We start from the raw sequence: 15929 nt of genomic DNA, 5'->3' as shown, positions 1-15929 counted from the left end.
AATACTGTTTTTAAATACAGTATTGTGAGGCTGTTTGGTTCAGGCGGATTTTTTGTTGTTTTGCAGGTCGTACCAGACGGCCAACAGCAAGACCAAGGCCTTGACCACCAGCTGGTATTCCGCACCCATGTTCATGAGTGACATGCCGTTGTTGATCACCCCCATCACCAGGCCACCAATGACCGAGCCGATGATGGTGCCCACACCACCGGTGGCACTGGCGCCGCCAATGAACACCGAGGAAATCGCATCCAGCTCAAACATGTTGCCAGCCTGCGGCATGGCCTGGTTCATGTAGGCGGTGAAGATCAGGCCGGAGATGGCGGCCATGACCCCCATGATGACAAACACATAAAACTCGACACGCTCGGCGTTGATGCCCGACAGTTTGGCCGACTTGGCATTGCCACCAATCGCGTAGATGCTGCGGCCAAACACGGTGTTGTTCATCATGAAGGTGAACGCAATCACCAGCAAACCGATGATGACAATCACATTCGGAATACCCCGGTCCATCGAGAACTTGTAGAACAGCCAGAAGATGATGACACCGATGAACACGTTCTTGACGATGAACAGCGACATCGGCAACACATCAAAACCCAGCCTTGAGCGGGTTCTGCGATTCTGGATGTCCATCACCACCATGATGAGCAGGAACACCACACCCACCACCAGGGCCAGCACTTTGCCATCCATGAAACTCGGTTCGATGAACCCGCTGGCCACTTTCTTGAACTCGTCATCCATCAGGCCCACCGGCTTGATGCTCGTGAGCACATAGGTCAGACCACGAAAGCCCAGCATGCCCGCCAGCGTCACAATGAAGGCGGGCACCTTCAGATACGCCACCCAATACCCTTGAAAGGCGCCAATGGCCGCCCCCGCCAACATACATGCGGCAAGCGACAGCAACATGCTGCCGTTGGTGGCGTTGTAGACAATGGCCGCCATGGCGCCGGTGAAGGCAACCGTGGCCCCGACCGACAAATCGATCTTGCCGGTGATGATGACCAGCACCATGCCGATGGCCAGCACCAGAATGTAGCTGTTCTGGATCACCAGATTGGTGATGTTGCGCGGGGTGAAGTTGACAAAATCTGTCATGAACCCGAAGGCCGTGAAGATGAGCAGCAAAACCATGTACATCGAGAAATGTTTCTGGTTCTGTTTGATGATTTTGAACATGATGGGTTTCGCTTGAATGATTTTTATGGGGCGTCCGACGAGTCACCGATGGGGGTTACGCCACCGCCAATTTCATGATGGCTTCCTGGCTGGCTTCTGAGGTTTTGAGTTCACCCTTGATGCGGCCTTTGTCCATCACATAGACGCGGTCGGTCATGCCCAGCACTTCCGGCAACTCCGACGAAATCATGATGATGCTGTTGCCCTTGGCCACAAAGTCATTCATGATTTTGTAGATTTCGTTTTTGGCACCTACGTCAATACCGCGTGTGGGCTCGTCGATGATCAGCAGCTTGGGCTCGGCCATCAGGCACCTGGCCAACACCACTTTTTGCTGGTTGCCACCACTCAAATTGCCCACAATCTGGTCGATGTTGGGGGTTTTGATGCGTAAGGCAGCGCGGTATTTTTCGCTCTCTTCGATTTCTTTGTACTTGTCGATCAGGTTGAAGCGGGACAAGCGCGGCAGCGAGGAATAGGTGCTGTTGTTCTTGATGGTCTGAATCAGGACCAAGCCCAGTTCCTTGCGGTCTTCCGAGACATAAATCATCTGGTGGGCAATGGCTTCCTTGGCGCTTTTGAACGCCACCTTCTGGCCATCGAACCAGATGTCACCCTCGACATTCGGACTCAGGGAGCGTCCGAAGATGGTCAGCATCAACTCGGTGCGACCCGATCCCACCAGACCCGCTAGCCCGACGATCTCACCATGGCGCACCTCCATCGAGGCGTTGTTGATGATGACGCGGTCGCTGAAAATCGGGTGTTTGACGGTCAGGTTGGTCAGTTTGAGGATGGGTTCACCAATCTTCGGCACACGCGCCGGGTACATCGAGGTCAGCTCACGCCCGACCATACATTTGACGATGTAGTTGATATCGACCTTGTGGGTCAACAAGTCCACCCGCTCCACCGTCTGGCCGTCGCGGATGATGGTGATCTCATCGGCAATCGCCATCACTTCATTGAGCTTGTGTGAAATCATGATGATCGTCACACCCTGCTCTTTCAGGCTCAACAACAGCTTGAGCAAATTGCTGCTGTCGTCTTCGTTCAAGGAGGAGGTTGGCTCGTCCAATATGAGCAGCTTGGCGTTTTTGGACAGGGCTTTGCCAATTTCCAGCAACTGCTGCTTGGCCACCGAAAGTTTGTTGACGGGTGTTGCCAAGTCCTCGTGCACACCCACCTTTTCCATCACCGCCTTGGCGTCGATGTAGGTTTGCTCCCAGTCGATCAACAAGCCTTTTTTGCGCTCATTGCCGAGGAACAGATTCTCGTAAATGGACAGATACGGTGACAGTGCCAACTCCTGATGGATGATGACAATGCCTTCATTTTCACTTTCCTTGAGGCTCTTGAACTTGCATTCCTTGCCTTCGTAAAGTACCTGGCCCTCGTAGCTCCCATACGGGTAGACGCCGCTGAGGACCTTCATCATGGTCGATTTGCCAGCACCGTTTTCACCCACGATGAAGTGGATTTTGGCGCGTGTGACCTGCATGTCCACACAGTCCAGCGCAACCACCGGACCGAAGGTTTTTCGCATGCCCTTGATATCTAAGATCTTGTCCATGGTTGTCTTTTGGATGGTCAGACCGGTGGTCAGCAGAGACAGCGCATTTTGACCATGCGCAGTCCGTATCCAACGACCTCATGCGCACATGCAGCTTCTGTCCTCATCGGAGGACCGTCGACTGCGCCTTGTGGGTACAAGACGCAGTCGCGTCTAACCACCCTTCAGTGGGTGACTACTTGGTGCCTTTGGCCACAGCGTCAGCTGTGTAGAAACCGCTGTCAACCAACTCCTTGGTCAGGTTGTCTTTGGTCACCGCCACAGGCTCCAGCAGGAAGGACTTCACAACCTTCTTGCCGGTGTTGTAGGTGGTGGTGTCAACACGGGCTTTCACCGTCAGCGTGGGCTCAGCAGCACCCTTGATGATGCTGTCCACCGCTTCGGCCGTACCCTTGGCCAGCACACGGGTGTCCTTGAAGACGGTCATGGTCTGTTTGCCTTCCATGATCCACTTGGCGGACAACAACTCACCGTCTTGGCCGGTGATCACAGGCAAGGTCTTGTATTTGCCATCTTGCTCCAGCGCACCAATGATGGAGCGTGCCAGTGTGTCGTTGGGTGCCAGCACGGCATCCAGCTTGACGGACTTGCAAGCGCCGGACAGCAGGGTTTCCATACGTGCCTTGGCCTTGTCGGCAGCCCAGCCTTCGGTCGTGATCTTGGACCAGGTCGCGTCTGCAGAATTGGTGGGCGCTGGGCCACAAATCTTCAGGGCGCCACTGGTGACGTATGGCTTCAGGACATCCATGGCGCCGTCAAAGAAGAAGCGCGCATTGTTGTCGGTGGGAGAGCCGGCGAACAGCGTGATGTTTTTGCCCTTGGCGGTATCCAGCGCCAGACCGTCCTTGATGGCCTGACCTTGCAATTGGCCGACCTTGAAATTGTCGAAAGTCAGGTAGTAGTCATACGCATCGGTACCGGTGATCAGGCGGTCATACGAGATGACCTGGACACCGGCCTTTTTCGCAGATTCCACAGCCTGGGCGGCGGCTTCGGTCACCGAACCCACCACAATGGCTTTGGCACCCTTGGTGACCATGTCTTCGATCTGTTTGTTTTGTTTGGACTGGTCAGCGTCAGCAAAGGCCACATCCACCTTGTAGCCCATGGCTTCAAGGTCTTTTTTCATGTATTCGGCATCACCGACCCAACGCTCGACGTGTGTTTCAGGAATGGCCAAACCAACCAGGACAGCGGGCGCAGGGGCCGCTGCGGGAGCTGCCGGTGCGGGTGCAGGGGCCTCCTCTTTTTTGCCGCAAGCGGACAAACCCATAGCGGCAGCAATCAATGTCAAGGTGAAAACACTCTTTCTCATATCAATCTCCTGGTAAATATTTGCACATTCAAAAACACACTTCAAAATGACCGTCTGTTCCTGTCTCCCGTGAGCGCCTTGTCAGCTTCGGCAAAACACCGTCACTCAAAGAAAACACTCACAAGATGACCCATCACAGGGGCTGCTGATTAAACACCAATCTGTTCAAGCAGCGACCCCGCAAAGATCAAACAAACCGGTTCACCAGATTTTCCAGATACTCTTGCCGTGCCGACACGGGCAACACATCGCGGTTGTCCTGCAGCACCTTGTCAGCCAGTGCATCCAGGCTGGTTTTACCGGCCAACACATCCTGCGCCCAGGGCTGGCTCCAGCCCGCGTAGCGCTGCGCCACCACCTCTGCCAGACGCCCGTCCTGAATCATTTTTTCGGCAGCAAGCAGAGCCCGGGCGCAGACATCCATGCCACCAATGTGACCATGGAACAGGTCCGCCGCGTCCAGTGACTGGCGACGAACCTTGGCGTCAAAGTTGCAACCACCGGTCTTGAAACCACCGGCTTGCAAAATGTAGTAGAGGGTTTGCGTCAGCTCAGGCACGTTGTTGGGGAACTGGTCGGTATCCCAGCCCAGCTGCGGGTCACCGCGGTTCATGTCCAGGCTGCCGAAGATGCCCAGCGCCAAAGCGGTGGCCACTTCGTGTTCGAAGCTGTGGCCAGCCAAAGTGGCGTGGTTGGCTTCGATGTTGACCTGCACCTCTTTTTCCAGACCGGCGCGGGCCAGCAGGCCATAGACGGTGGCGGTGTCAAAGTCGTACTGGTGCTTGGACGGCTCTCTGGGTTTGGGCTCAATCAGGATCGCACCCTTGAAGCCAATCTTGTGTTTGTATTCCACCACCATGTTCAGGAAACGCGCCATCTGGTCAAACTCATGCGCCATGTTGGTGTTGAGCAGGGTCTCATACCCTTCACGCCCACCCCACAACACATAGTTTTCACCACCCAACCGCAGCGTGGCGTCCATCGCGTCGCGCACTTGCGCTGCCGACATGGCAAACACCTCTGGATTGGGGTTGGAAGCGGCACCGGCCATGAAACGGCGGTGGCTGAAAAGATTGGCCGTACCCCAGAGCAATTTCAGCCCGGTGCGTTCCTGGTGCTTCGCCAGAATGTCCACCATGTGCAAGAAGTTGCTGCGGCTCTCTTGGGGCGTAGCGCCCTCAGGTGCCACATCACGGTCATGGAAGCAGTAATAGGGCGCGCCCAACTTGCTGAAAAAGTCAAACGACTCTTCGGCTTTTTTCTCAGCCAGTTGCAATGCGGTGCCACCTTCAAACCAGGGCCGCTCGAAGGTGCTGCCGCCAAACGGGTCAGAACCGGTCGAACAGAAACTGTGCCAGTAACAGACTGCAAAACGCAGCTGCTCCTTCATGGACTTGCCAAGCACGATCTGCTCTGGGTTGTAGTGACGAAATGCCAGGGGGTTCGTGCTGTCCACACCTTCATAGCGGATCGGCGCGATGTCTTTGAAATAGCTTGCCAAGTCAGTTCTCCAGAAATTAAACAATGTGCCTGCCGTCTGATAGCTACCTCTGGCAGGCGCGGGTTGCAAAAGCGGGTTTGTCGCGCGATTGATCGCCTCGAAAAAATCCATCCACACTTGCCAAAAACCCAGACGTCATTCGCTTTTAGTTCGAACAACGAATTAATTCTATTTTTTTGATCACTGATAAATATAGGTGTAAACCCTAGTACGTCATTTTTGAGAGATCCAGAGCCTCAGACGCGCAAAACCTCTGCTTTTGGTCATTTTTTGAGGCTTTTGCCTCTGTTTTTGCCAAGCAACAACTTCCGACTCGCTCATCATGGCCGCATTCAAAGGGCAAGCGCAACAAACATCCATCTTCAGGGTAAACCCTGATGTCTTATGATGGCCAATCAAAAGAAAATAGTTCATCAATCAAACTAATACCAAGATACCGGCCACACATCGCTTCCGATGGTGGCTCACCTCTGCAGCTCCCGGTGAACTCTGTCATGTCAACTTTGCAAACACAGGTCGAATCGCCATCCCAACACAAATGGACCACCCAGCCAGCCAATGTGGCCCGGTGCTGCAGCTATTCTGGCGCGTTGGTATGACTGTCGTGTGGCATCACAGCGCAGCTTGCAGGCACCCATCTGAGCGGGCGAACCGCTCACACCAGGATGGTCGGCCATGAAAACCACCGGTGACCAGCAACTCGTTAAACGCATCAACCGCAGCGTTTTGCTCAGACTGCTGCGCATTCAACCTGGCTCATCGCGTGCGCAACTGGCCCAGGAAAGTGGACTCACCAAATCAACCGTCAGCTTGCTGGTGCGTGAATTGATTGATGAGGCCTGGATCACCGAGAGCGACACCGTGAACGCCAAAGGCGCGGGTCGCCCCTCCACCCCGCTGCAAATTGATGGTCGCACGCGGGCTCTGGTTGGTGTGGAAGTGGCGGTCGACGTGTTGCGGGTCGCTTGTGTCAGCCTGGCTGGAAAAATCCTGTGGTCCACCGAGGAACCCAGACAGGGCATGGAGCCGGTCGAGGTGTGCCAACAAATCGCTTGCCTGGTCGCCCGAGCCCATGAGCTGTTGCTGTCATGGGGTTTGCAATTGACGGGGCTCGGTGTCGGGCTGCCGGGTGCGTTTGACGAAACCACCGGCAAGGTGCACTTTGCGTCCAACCTGGGCTGGTGGAATGTAGACTTTTTACCCCTTTTCACCGCCGCGCTGGCACAGGTGAACCTGCCCCCGATGCCGGTGTACGTGCAAAACGAGGCCGACACGGCCGCGTTGAGTGAATACGAGTTTGTCGAAGGCCACGCCAGCGATTCGCTGATTTTTGTCACCTGCGACGTGGGGGTCGGCGCGGGCATTGTGCTCAATGACCGGCTGTTCACCGGCCAGTACGGTGGCGCCGGTGAAATCGGGCACGGCATCCTGCAAATCAACGGTCCCCTGTGCTCCTGCGGGCGCCGCGGTTGTGCGGAGACCTTCTTTGGCGCGCGCATCCTGGACAAGCTCACCGACCCCAGCAGTGGTGGCAACTATCTGGGGGTGGTTTTGGCCAACCTGTGGACCACGTTTGACCCCAGCGTGCTGATTGTGGGAGGCCCCTCGTGTGCCAAGTACCCGGGCTTGATCACCCGCGCCCAGGAAACCCTGAAAACCTATTCTGACGGTGCCCGCATGCCTGCCCCCCCGGTGCGCCCGGCGCGTTACGGGCTGCTGGCCTCGGCCGTGGGCGCGGCGGCGCTGGTGTTACACCGCCAGCTCAGGCCCATGCAAGCACCCACCGGTTATGCCACCAATGTGGCCTACGACGCCACCCACCCCTAAACCCAACCCCTCTGGAGCAATCTTCATGTTTCTCGGTATCGATATCGGCACCTCAGAAGTCAAGGCCGTCCTGCTTGACAGCTCACACCGCGTCATCGGCTCGGCAGGCTCGGTGCTCAGTGTGTCCCGCCCGCACCCGGGCCACAGTGAGCAAAACCCGCACGACTGGTGGAGCGCCACCCAGGCCGCGCTGGGCGAACTGCGGAAAACCCATCCCGCTGAATATGCCGCCGTGCGCGCCATCGGCCTGTCCGGGCAGATGCACGGTGCGGTGTTGCTGGACGCCCAAGACCGCGTTCTGCGCCCCGCCATTTTGTGGAACGACACCCGGTGCGCCCAAGAGTGTGTGGAAATGATGGCCGAGCTGCCGGAACTCGCCCAACTCGGTGGCAGCCTGGCCATGCCCGGCTTCACCGCCCCCAAATTGCGCTGGGTGGCGCGCCATGAACCCGAGGTGTTCAAACAAATCGCCAAAGTGCTGCTGCCCAAGGATTACGTGCGCCTGATGCTCACTGGTGACTACGTCACCGACATGTCCGACGCCAGCGGCACCCTGTGGCTGGACGTGCAACAACGCGCCTGGTCCGACAAACTGCTGGCCCTGACCGGCTTTACCCAAGCCCACATGCCGCGTCTGGTCGAAGGCAGCCAGGCCAGTGGCACGCTGACTGCTGAGGTCGCCCAGTTGCTGGGCCTGTCCAAGGACGTGCTGGTGGCCGGTGGCGCAGGCGACAACGCCGCCAGCGCGGTCGGCATGGGCGCGGTTCAGGCCGGGCAAGGTTTTCTGTCGCTAGGCACCAGTGGTGTGTTGTTTGTGGTGACCCCGTCTTACCAGCCCAATGCGGCCAGCGCCACCCATGCGTTCTGCCACGCGATGCCGGGGCAATGGCACCAGATGAGTGTGATGTTGTCTGCTGCCAGCGCGCTGCAATGGGTGACCCACTTGCTGGGCGTGGCCAACGAAGGCGCGCTGGCCAACCAGGCCGCCTCGCTGACGCTGGCCGAGCGCGCTGCGGCTCCGCTGTTCTTGCCCTACTTGGCAGGTGAGCGCACCCCCCACAACGACGCCAATGTGCGCGGCAGTTTCCATGGCCTGAACTTTGAGACCGACGCCACCCGCCTGGGTTATTCGGTGATCGAGGGTGTGAGCTTTGGCCTGAACGACGGCCTGGCCGCCCTCAAGGCCGCTGGCAGCACGGTGCAACGCCTGTCCCTGGTGGGCGGCGGCTCTCGCAGCGCCATGTGGGCCCAGCAACTGGCGTCCATCCTCAACATCGAGATCGTCACCCACGCCAGCTCCACCGTCGGTGGTGCGCTGGGTGCCGCACGCCTGGGCTGGCTGGCCACCGGTGCCGACCCACACGCGGTGTGTCTGACCCCTGCCGTCGAAGCCACCTACACCCCTGACGCCGCTGAGCAAGAGGTGTTGATGCCGCGTTATGCGCAGTTCAGGGCTTTGTACAAACGCTGATCGGCACATCGCCACAAAATTGGCACCAATCCCAGGTAAATTCTGGGCTTGGTGCTATTTTTTTGGAAGTTTCCATCAACCGCGGGTCAGTCACATGCCGTCCACTTTTGCTGCGAGCGTGATGATTCAAGCACCTTGTTGATGAAATACACGCCACGCGCGCCGTCTTCCACCCGTGGGTAATCCGCCGTGGTGGCCTGGTTGCCGTCCAGCCTGGCGCGGATATCCGCGGCCACACCCAGGTAGATGTTGGCAAAGGCCTCAATAAACCCCTCGGGGTGCCCGGTCGGCAGCCGGGTGGCCTGGGTGGCGGCGGCGCACAGCCCGACCGAGCCACGTGTCAGCAACCGGGCCGACTCACCCAGGGGCGAAAACCACAGCTGGTTGGGCTGTTCCTGGCGCCAATCCAGGGTGCCGGTGCTGCCAAACACCCGCAGGCGCAAGTCGTTTTCACAGCCCACACAGATTTGCGAAGCCACCAGCACAGCTCGCACCCCACCACGCAGGCGCAGCAAGAGGTTGACGTCATCGTCCAGCGTGCGCCCGGCGCCCAGGGTGCCGAGGTCGGCGCAAATGGCCTCGACCTCCAGCCCGGTCACGCTGGCCAGCAGGTTCTCAGCGTGTGAACCAATGTCGCCCAAGGCACCCGCCAGGCCACTTTGGGCCGGGTCGGTACGCCACTGCGCCTGTTTGTTGCCAGTCGCTTCCACAGCGGTGGCCAGCCAGCCCTGGTGGTACTCGACGATGACCTTGCGCACCGCCCCAATCACACCGCTGCGCACCATCTCACGCATCTGGCGCACCATCGGGTAACCGGTGTAGTTGTAGGTGACGCCAAACACGGTGTTCTGGCGCGCCACCGCATTCACCAAGGCCTGCGCTTGCTCCGGGGTGTGCACCAGCGGTTTGTCACACACCACATTGAACCCGGCGTCTACAAAAGCCTGGGCCACCGGGTAATGCAGGTGATTGGGTGTCACGATGGAGACAAAGTCGATGCGCTCCTCGGGTGGGCGTCTGAGTTCGTCAGCCAGCAGGTCTTGCCAGCTGCCGTGGTTGCGATCCTCGGCCAAAAACAGGTCGCGGCCCGAGGCGCGGGCCTTGTCCGGGTGACTCGACAAGGCAGCAGCGACCAGTTCAATCTGGCCGTCCAGCGCAGCGGCTTTGCGGTGCACCGCGCCGATAAAAGCATCGCGCCCGCCGCCCACCATGGCGTAGCGCAGTTTTCTTGAAGCTGCGCTCATGATCTGTCTTTGGCAAAAACCGCGTCAAACGCCCCGGCTGCGGGTTTGAAGTCCAGCCTTTTGCAGAACGCAGCACTCTCGGTAGCGCCGTGCACCCGGTCCATACGACTATCTTCCCACTCCACACTCAAGGGGCCGGTGTAGCCAATGTCGTTGAGCGCCACGATGATCGATTCAAAGTCCACCATCCCACGTCCGACACTGCGGAAATCCCAGTGGCGCCGGGCATCACCAAACGAGGTGTGCCCGCCAAAAACACCAACCGAGCCATCCCCCCTGCCCCACCAGACGTCTTTCATGTGCACGTTGTGGATGCGCTCCGGGAAGGTGCGCAGGAAACGGACATAGTCCACCCCCTGGTAGGCCAGATGGCTGGGGTCGAAGTTGAAGCCAAAGCGCCGGTGGCCTTGCACCGCCGCCAAGGTGCGCTGGCTGGTGGCGATGTCAAAGGCGATTTCGGTGGGGTGCACCTCCAGGGCGAAGTTCACACCTTCTTTGTCAAACACATCCAGGATCGGCCCAAAACGCTGGCCAAAGTCGGCAAAGCCTTTGTCCCAAAACGCCTGGGACGTGGGCGGAAAAGCGTACAGGCTGTGCCAGATGGACGAGCCGGTGAAGCCAGTGACGGTTTTGACACCAAAACGGGCCGCTGCGCGCGCTGTGTCCTGCAACTCGGCGGCAGCGCGCTGGCGCACGCCTTCTGGATCACCATCCCCCCAGACATGGGCTGGCAAGATCGACTGGTGGCGCTCGTCGATCAGGTCACACACCGCCTGCCCCACCAGATGGTTGCCGATGGCCAGACACTGCAGGCCGTGGCTGGCCAACAGGTCACGTTTGTCTTTCACGTAACCGGGCGACGCCAGCGCCTGCTGGACGTTGAAATGGTCGCCCCAGCAGGCCAGCTCCAGCCCGTCGTAACCCATGCTTTTGGCCAGCGGCGCCAGCTCCTGCAGGGGAACATCGGCCCACTGGCCAGTAAACAGTGTGACGGGGCGTGCCATGACCGAACCTCCTTATGCTATACAGGGTATAGCTGCTAGCCCTCTATTTATAAGGGCCAGAAGCCGTTTTTACCTAAAACTCAGAACGGCGAATCCGGGAAGTAGAACTGTGCCGCGTTGTCCTTGGTGATCAGCACCGAGGGGATGATGTAAGTGGCTGGCAGCTTCTCACCTTTGAGCCGGGCCTCGGCGGTGAGTTTGATCGCGTCGTAGATGAACTTGGGCGAATAGGACACATTGGCCTGGATGCGCGGGTCTTTGCCGTCCATCAGGGTTTTGATCATGCCCTTGGCACCGGCGCCACCAAACACGATCTTGATGTCGATGCGTTTGGCCTGGTCGATGGCTTTGAGCACACCCACGGCCATGTCGTCATCAGCGGCCCAAACTGCGTCGATCTGTTTGAAGCGGGTCAGGTAGTCCTGCATCACCTTGAACGCGTCGTCGCGGTTCCAGTTGGCGTATTTGGCGTCCAGCAGTTTCATGTCGGGGTGGGCTTTGAGCACGCTGTTGAAGGCGTCCATGCGTTCGTTGTCCAGTGTGGTGGCAATCCCGCGCATTGCCACCAGGTTGCCCTTGCCACCCATGGTTTTGGCCAGGTATTCGGCCGGAATCTTGCCAAACGCGGTGTTGTCACCCGAGATGTAGGCGTCTTGTGCGCTGGTGTCGGTCAGGCCTCGGTCGACCACGGTGACATACACACCTTTGCCCTTGACCTGGGCCACTGGCTTGGTCAGCGAGGCCGATTCAAATGGGAAGATCACCAGCGCATTGATCTTGTTGACGGTCTGCAGGTCTTGCAGTTGGTTGGCCTGCTCGGGTGCACCGGAGGCGGTCTTGACGATGACCTGCAGGTCGGGGTGGGCTTTTTCCAAGTCCTTCTTGGCCTGGTTGGCCCAGAACACGATGCCGCCGGTGAAGCCGTGGGTGGCAGCCGGAATGGCCACACCCAACACCACTTTCTCTGCCGCAAAACTCGGCGCACTGGCCAGGGCCGCCAGGGCCACTGCGGTCAAGGCTAATCTACGGGTGATGGTTTTCATGTTGACGATCTCCTGAGGTTGGAAAAAAGTAGCGTCCTGCTACCGGGGTTGGAAAAATGGCAAACGGGTCAGCGCCGGCCTCGCTGCGTGAAAGCCACGCCGACGATCACAAAGCCCTGCACCGCCGCGTTGAGGTAAACGCTGATGATGCTGGTCAGATTCAGGATGTTGCTGATCACCGAGAGCAGCACCGCACCCACCACCGTGCCGGTGATGCTGCCCGCGCCGCCCTTGAACGAGGTGCCGCCAACGATGACCGCCGCGATGGCTTCGAGCTCCCACAACAAGCCGGTGGTGGGGGTGGCCGAGCCCAGGCGCGGCACATACAGCAGGGTGGCAATGCCAACACACACGCCCAGCAACACATAGGTCAGGATCTTCACCCGGTCCACATCCACAGCGGCATAACGCGCCACCTGCTCGTTGGAGCCAATCGCTTGCACATACCGGCCAAAAGCGGTGCGATTCAGGATGAGCCCCCCCAGCAGCGCCACCACCAGAAACACCAGCACCGGGATCGGGATGCCTGCCACGCTGGCGTAATAGACCGGGCTGTAAACGTCGCTCAGGTCGTTGTCCAGGGTGATGGCGCCGCCGTTGGAAAAATAGGTCAGGTAGGCGCGGTAAATGCCCAGGGTGCCCAGCGTCACGATGAAGGGTTCGATGTGTCCCTTGGTGATCAGCAGCCCATGCGCCAGGCCAAAGGCCGCACCCAACAGAATCGCCAGAGCCATGCCAATCACCACCACCATCACCGGCGACAAGCCCATGGGTGCCAGCGCGTTCATCGTCAGGATGATGCTGCCCGCAATCAACGCCGCCATCGAGCCGACCGACAGGTCGATACCACCCGAAACGATGACAAAACACATGCCCACCGCAATGATGCCGATGAAGGCGGTGCGGGTCAGCACATTCATGGCGTTGTCCAGGGTGGCGAAATTGCTGTTGAGCCAGGTGCCGGCGATACACAGCAGCACCAGGCCAATCACCGGGCCCAGGCCCTGTAAACGCCCCAGCCAGGGGGTGGCGGCCGGCACTGTGGGCGCGGCTTTAGTGGGTTCCTGTGGCATGAGTGATCAACTCCTGTTCGGTTAACTGGTTTTCTTCAAGCACGGCCTGCAGACGGCCATTGCGCATCACGACCACGCGGTGGCACAGGCCGATCAGCTCCAGCAGCTCACTGGAAATGACAATGACGGCCAGCCCCTCGCGGGCCAGGCGCTGGATCAGCGTGTAGATGTCGCTTTTGGCGCCCACGTCCACACCCCGGGTCGGTTCGTCCAGCACCACCACCTTCGGGTTTGGGTGCAGCACCTTGGCCAGCGCCAGCTTCTGCTGGTTGCCGCCTGAGAGCGACGAGGCGATGGCGTTCAGGCTGCCGGTGCGGATGCCGTAGTCGTCCACAGCGGTTTGGAGCGCGGCTTTTTCAGCCGTGATGTCCAGCAGCGGGTGGGCGTAGCGCTGCAAGGCCATCAGCGTCAGGTTCTCGCGCAGCCCCAGGTTGACATGCAGGCCTTTGCCCTTGCGGTCTTCACTGAGGTAAGTCAGACCCTGCTGTGCGGCAGCGCGTGGGCTGCGTAAATCGACCACCCTGCCTTGCAATTCAATCTGTCCGGCGCTGCGTGGGCGCAGGCCCAGTAGACCCTCAAACAGCTCGGTGCGCCCGGCGCCCACCAGTCCGGCAAAACCCAGGATTTCACCCGGATGCACCTCAAAACTCACGTCTTCGGCCCAGCCCGGCACCGTCAGGCCGGTGACTTTGAGCACTGGCTTGGCAGCGGACAAATGTGGCGCCTTGGGCGGGTACAGGTTGGCCAGTTCGCGCCCGACCATCAGGCTGGCCATCTGCTGGCGCGTCAGATTGGCCGTGTCTTCGCGGGCCACAAACTGGCCGTCGCGCATCACCACCACCTCGTCGGTCACCTGCTGCACTTCGTCAAGCTTGTGCGAGATGTAGACCAGGGTGACGCCATCGGCCTTGAGCTGCGCCATCAGCGCAAACAGGCGTTTGGTCTCGCCCGGGGTCAGGGTGGCGGTGGGTTCGTCCATGATCAGCAGGCGGGCCCGGCGCAACAGGGCGCGGGCAATCTCCACCAACTGCTTTTCCGCCACGATCAGGTTGCGCACGCGGGTGGTCACGTCGGCTTGTAAACCAACCTGGGCGATGGCCTGGGCGGCTTCGGCCTGCATGCTGGCGTCGTCGAGCAGCCAGCCGCGTTTTTTCTCGTGGCCCAGAAACATGTTCTGAGCAATCGTCAGGTCGTCGGCCAGGCTGAACTCCTGGTGGATCAGCACAATGCCCTGTTCCTCGGCCTGGCGCGAGCTGGCAAACACCATCGGCTGGCCGTTGATGCGCATGCTGCCGCTGCTGATCGACTCAAAGCCAGACAGGATTTTCATCAGCGTCGACTTGCCAGCGCCGTTCTCACCAATCAGGCCCACGGTGCGCCCGGCCTGCAGCTTGAAACTCACTCCGTGCAGCACCTGCACCGGGCCAAATTGCTTGACCACCTGGTCAAACTCGACATCCACACTCATGCGGTTTTCCCCTTGCGTTTGAGCGTCTCTTGCATGGCCAGCACCCCGGCGCCCACCAGACCTGCCTGCTCCGCCAGCGGGGTGTACTGGATCTCCAGGTGCCGGGTCGACAGGGCCAACGAGCGCTGGTAGACACTTTGCCGCACCGATGCCAACAGCAGCGGGCCCATCCGGGTGATGCCACCACCAATAAACACGTGTGAGGGGTTGAAGAAGTTGACCACCGAGGCCAGCATTTGACCAATCAGGTTGCCGGTGTGCTGGATGATGTGGTTGGCCGCCGCGTCGCCGTTGCGGCTGGCCTGGCCAACGTCTTCGGGGGTGATTTGCCCTTTTTCCGCCAGGCAAGCCGCCAAAAGATCACTTTGGCCCGACTGCGCTGCCTCGGTCGCCAGGCGGGAGATGGCCGGGCCAGCGGCCATGGTTTCCACACAGCCCAGGTTGCCACAGTGGCAGCGCGGCCCGGCGGTATCCACACAAATGTGGCCCACGTCACCGGCCGAGCCGTTGGCGCCCCGGTACACCTCGCCATGGCAAACGATGCCGCAGCCAATGCCGGTGCCCACTTTGATGACCAGAAAGTTTTGCAGGCTGTGCTGCAGGCGCCATAACTCACCCAGCGCCATCAGGTTGACGTCGTTGTCCACAAACACCGGGGCGCTGTAGTCCTCACGCAGGTAGTCGCGGATCGAAAAGCCGTCCCAGTTGGGCATCAGCGGCGGATTGACCAGCTGGCCACTCTCAAAATCGATTGGCCCCGGCACCCCCACACCAATGCCGATGACCTGTTTGGCGGTGGCACCACACTGCGCCAGCATTTGCCGCATCAGCACCCGCACCCGCGACATGACATCACCCGGGCCGCGTCGCACATCCAGGGGCTCGGCAATCTGGGCCAGCACAGTTAAATCGGGTTTCATCACCGCCAGATCCAGACTGGTGGCACCCAGGTCCACACACAACAACACACCCAGCCCGCCGCTGAGTTGAAGCGTCTCGGCGCGGCGTCCACCGTTGGAGTTGAGCAGCCCAACCTCATCCAGCAACCCCTGATCGAGCAGGGAGGCCACCAGGCTGTTGGTCTTGCTTTTTGAATAGGCCAGCCGATGCGACAGTTCATAACGAGACACACCCGCCGACCAGAAAATGGTTTGCAGGATGCTGATCTCGTCAACAGACAGTGTGTCCCAGTGCGCCAAAGTTTGTCTCCTATCGGCTCTGG

13 protein-coding genes are annotated in these 15929 nt (G+C 59.5%); 2 read left to right on the top strand and 11 right to left on the bottom strand.

Annotated elements, in window-relative coordinates; all coding sequences use genetic code 11:
* Positions 1 to 39: 39 nt before the first annotated feature.
* The 5 genes from mmsB to FDG13_RS05090 all read right to left on the bottom strand — a co-directional run bounded on the left by mmsB (position 40) and on the right by FDG13_RS05090 (position 5991).
* Positions 40 to 1188 (bottom strand): multiple monosaccharide ABC transporter permease, encoded by a 1149-nt coding sequence (mmsB, locus tag FDG13_RS05110; RefSeq protein ID WP_218942629.1) that lies wholly within the window; start codon positions 1186 to 1188, stop codon positions 40 to 42.
* Between the two features lie 55 nt (positions 1189 to 1243).
* Positions 1244 to 2761 carry a sugar ABC transporter ATP-binding protein gene (locus tag FDG13_RS05105; protein ID WP_180125738.1) on the bottom strand — a complete coding sequence of 506 codons (1518 nt, stop codon included), beginning with the start codon at positions 2759 to 2761 and terminating at the stop codon, positions 1244 to 1246.
* A 175-nt stretch (positions 2762 to 2936) separates the two neighbouring features.
* Positions 2937 to 4076, bottom strand: coding sequence for a sugar-binding protein (locus FDG13_RS05100; protein WP_180125737.1), 1140 nt, complete (start codon positions 4074 to 4076; stop codon positions 2937 to 2939).
* Between the two features lie 187 nt (positions 4077 to 4263).
* Entirely contained in the window at positions 4264 to 5577 is a 1314-nt protein-coding gene (xylA, locus tag FDG13_RS05095) for a xylose isomerase (RefSeq protein WP_255435106.1), read from the bottom strand.
* Positions 5578 to 5790: 213 nt separating this feature from the next.
* Positions 5791 to 5991 (bottom strand): hypothetical protein, encoded by a 201-nt coding sequence (locus FDG13_RS05090; RefSeq protein WP_180125735.1) that lies wholly within the window; start codon positions 5989 to 5991, stop codon positions 5791 to 5793.
* Between the two features lie 261 nt (positions 5992 to 6252).
* Between FDG13_RS05090 and FDG13_RS05085 the strand changes: the two genes are divergently transcribed.
* Positions 6253 to 7404: an ROK family transcriptional regulator gene (locus FDG13_RS05085; protein ID WP_180125734.1), complete on the top strand. Its 1152-nt coding sequence runs from the start codon at positions 6253 to 6255 to the stop codon at positions 7402 to 7404.
* A 25-nt stretch (positions 7405 to 7429) separates the two neighbouring features.
* Positions 7430 to 8875: a xylulokinase gene (xylB, locus tag FDG13_RS05080; RefSeq protein WP_180125733.1), complete on the top strand. Its 1446-nt coding sequence runs from the start codon at positions 7430 to 7432 to the stop codon at positions 8873 to 8875.
* Positions 8876 to 8961: 86 nt separating this feature from the next.
* Here the strand turns inward: xylB and FDG13_RS05075 are convergent, their stop codons facing one another.
* The 6 genes from FDG13_RS05075 to FDG13_RS05050 all read right to left on the bottom strand — a co-directional run bounded on the left by FDG13_RS05075 (position 8962) and on the right by FDG13_RS05050 (position 15906).
* Positions 8962 to 10119, bottom strand: a complete 1158-nt coding sequence (locus tag FDG13_RS05075) for a Gfo/Idh/MocA family protein (protein WP_180125732.1) — start codon at positions 10117 to 10119, stop codon at positions 8962 to 8964.
* Positions 10116 to 11123 (bottom strand): sugar phosphate isomerase/epimerase, encoded by a 1008-nt coding sequence (locus FDG13_RS05070; protein WP_180125731.1) that lies wholly within the window; start codon positions 11121 to 11123, stop codon positions 10116 to 10118. The genes FDG13_RS05075 and FDG13_RS05070 overlap by 4 nt, the downstream gene beginning before the upstream one ends.
* Before the next feature lie 80 nt (positions 11124 to 11203).
* The gene (locus FDG13_RS05065) at positions 11204 to 12166 is read right to left on the bottom strand and encodes a substrate-binding domain-containing protein (RefSeq protein ID WP_180125730.1); all 963 of its coding nucleotides are present in this window, start codon (positions 12164 to 12166) and stop codon (positions 11204 to 11206) included.
* A gap of 68 nt (positions 12167 to 12234) precedes the next feature.
* Positions 12235 to 13239 (bottom strand): ABC transporter permease, encoded by a 1005-nt coding sequence (locus FDG13_RS05060; protein WP_180125729.1) that lies wholly within the window; start codon positions 13237 to 13239, stop codon positions 12235 to 12237.
* Positions 13220 to 14707 carry a sugar ABC transporter ATP-binding protein gene (locus FDG13_RS05055; protein WP_180125728.1) on the bottom strand — a complete coding sequence of 496 codons (1488 nt, stop codon included), beginning with the start codon at positions 14705 to 14707 and terminating at the stop codon, positions 13220 to 13222. The genes FDG13_RS05060 and FDG13_RS05055 overlap by 20 nt, the downstream gene beginning before the upstream one ends.
* Positions 14704 to 15906, bottom strand: coding sequence for an ROK family protein (locus FDG13_RS05050; protein WP_218942628.1), 1203 nt, complete (start codon positions 15904 to 15906; stop codon positions 14704 to 14706). Before FDG13_RS05050 ends, FDG13_RS05055 begins: the two co-directional genes overlap by 4 nt.
* Between the last annotated feature and the right edge of the window lie 23 nt (positions 15907 to 15929).

The organism is Rhodoferax sp. BLA1 (assembly GCF_013416775.1).
Classification (GTDB): Bacteria; Pseudomonadota; Gammaproteobacteria; order Burkholderiales; family Burkholderiaceae_C; genus Rhodoferax.
Note: the sequence above shows the minus strand (reverse complement) of the source record. Positions and strands in the feature narration are given on the sequence as shown.

What these genes read in the sequence shown, in the direction of transcription:
- mmsB (WP_218942629.1), bottom strand. Translation starts at nt 1,188, where the DNA reads ATGTTCAAAATCATCAAACAGAACCAGAAACATTTCTCGATGTACATG.
- FDG13_RS05105 (WP_180125738.1), bottom strand. Translation starts at nt 2,761, where the DNA reads ATGGACAAGATCTTAGATATCAAGGGCATGCGAAAAACCTTCGGTCCG.
- FDG13_RS05100 (WP_180125737.1), bottom strand. Translation starts at nt 4,076, where the DNA reads ATGAGAAAGAGTGTTTTCACCTTGACATTGATTGCTGCCGCTATGGGT.
- FDG13_RS05090 (WP_180125735.1), bottom strand. Translation starts at nt 5,991, where the DNA reads ATGAACTATTTTCTTTTGATTGGCCATCATAAGACATCAGGGTTTACC.
- FDG13_RS05085 (WP_180125734.1), top strand. Translation starts at nt 6,253, where the DNA reads ATGAAAACCACCGGTGACCAGCAACTCGTTAAACGCATCAACCGCAGC.
- xylB (WP_180125733.1), top strand. Translation starts at nt 7,430, where the DNA reads ATGTTTCTCGGTATCGATATCGGCACCTCAGAAGTCAAGGCCGTCCTG.
- FDG13_RS05075 (WP_180125732.1), bottom strand. Translation starts at nt 10,119, where the DNA reads ATGAGCGCAGCTTCAAGAAAACTGCGCTACGCCATGGTGGGCGGCGGG.
- FDG13_RS05070 (WP_180125731.1), bottom strand. Translation starts at nt 11,123, where the DNA reads ATGGCACGCCCCGTCACACTGTTTACTGGCCAGTGGGCCGATGTTCCC.
- FDG13_RS05065 (WP_180125730.1), bottom strand. Translation starts at nt 12,166, where the DNA reads ATGAAAACCATCACCCGTAGATTAGCCTTGACCGCAGTGGCCCTGGCG.
- FDG13_RS05060 (WP_180125729.1), bottom strand. Translation starts at nt 13,239, where the DNA reads ATGCCACAGGAACCCACTAAAGCCGCGCCCACAGTGCCGGCCGCCACC.
- FDG13_RS05055 (WP_180125728.1), bottom strand. Translation starts at nt 14,707, where the DNA reads ATGAGTGTGGATGTCGAGTTTGACCAGGTGGTCAAGCAATTTGGCCCG.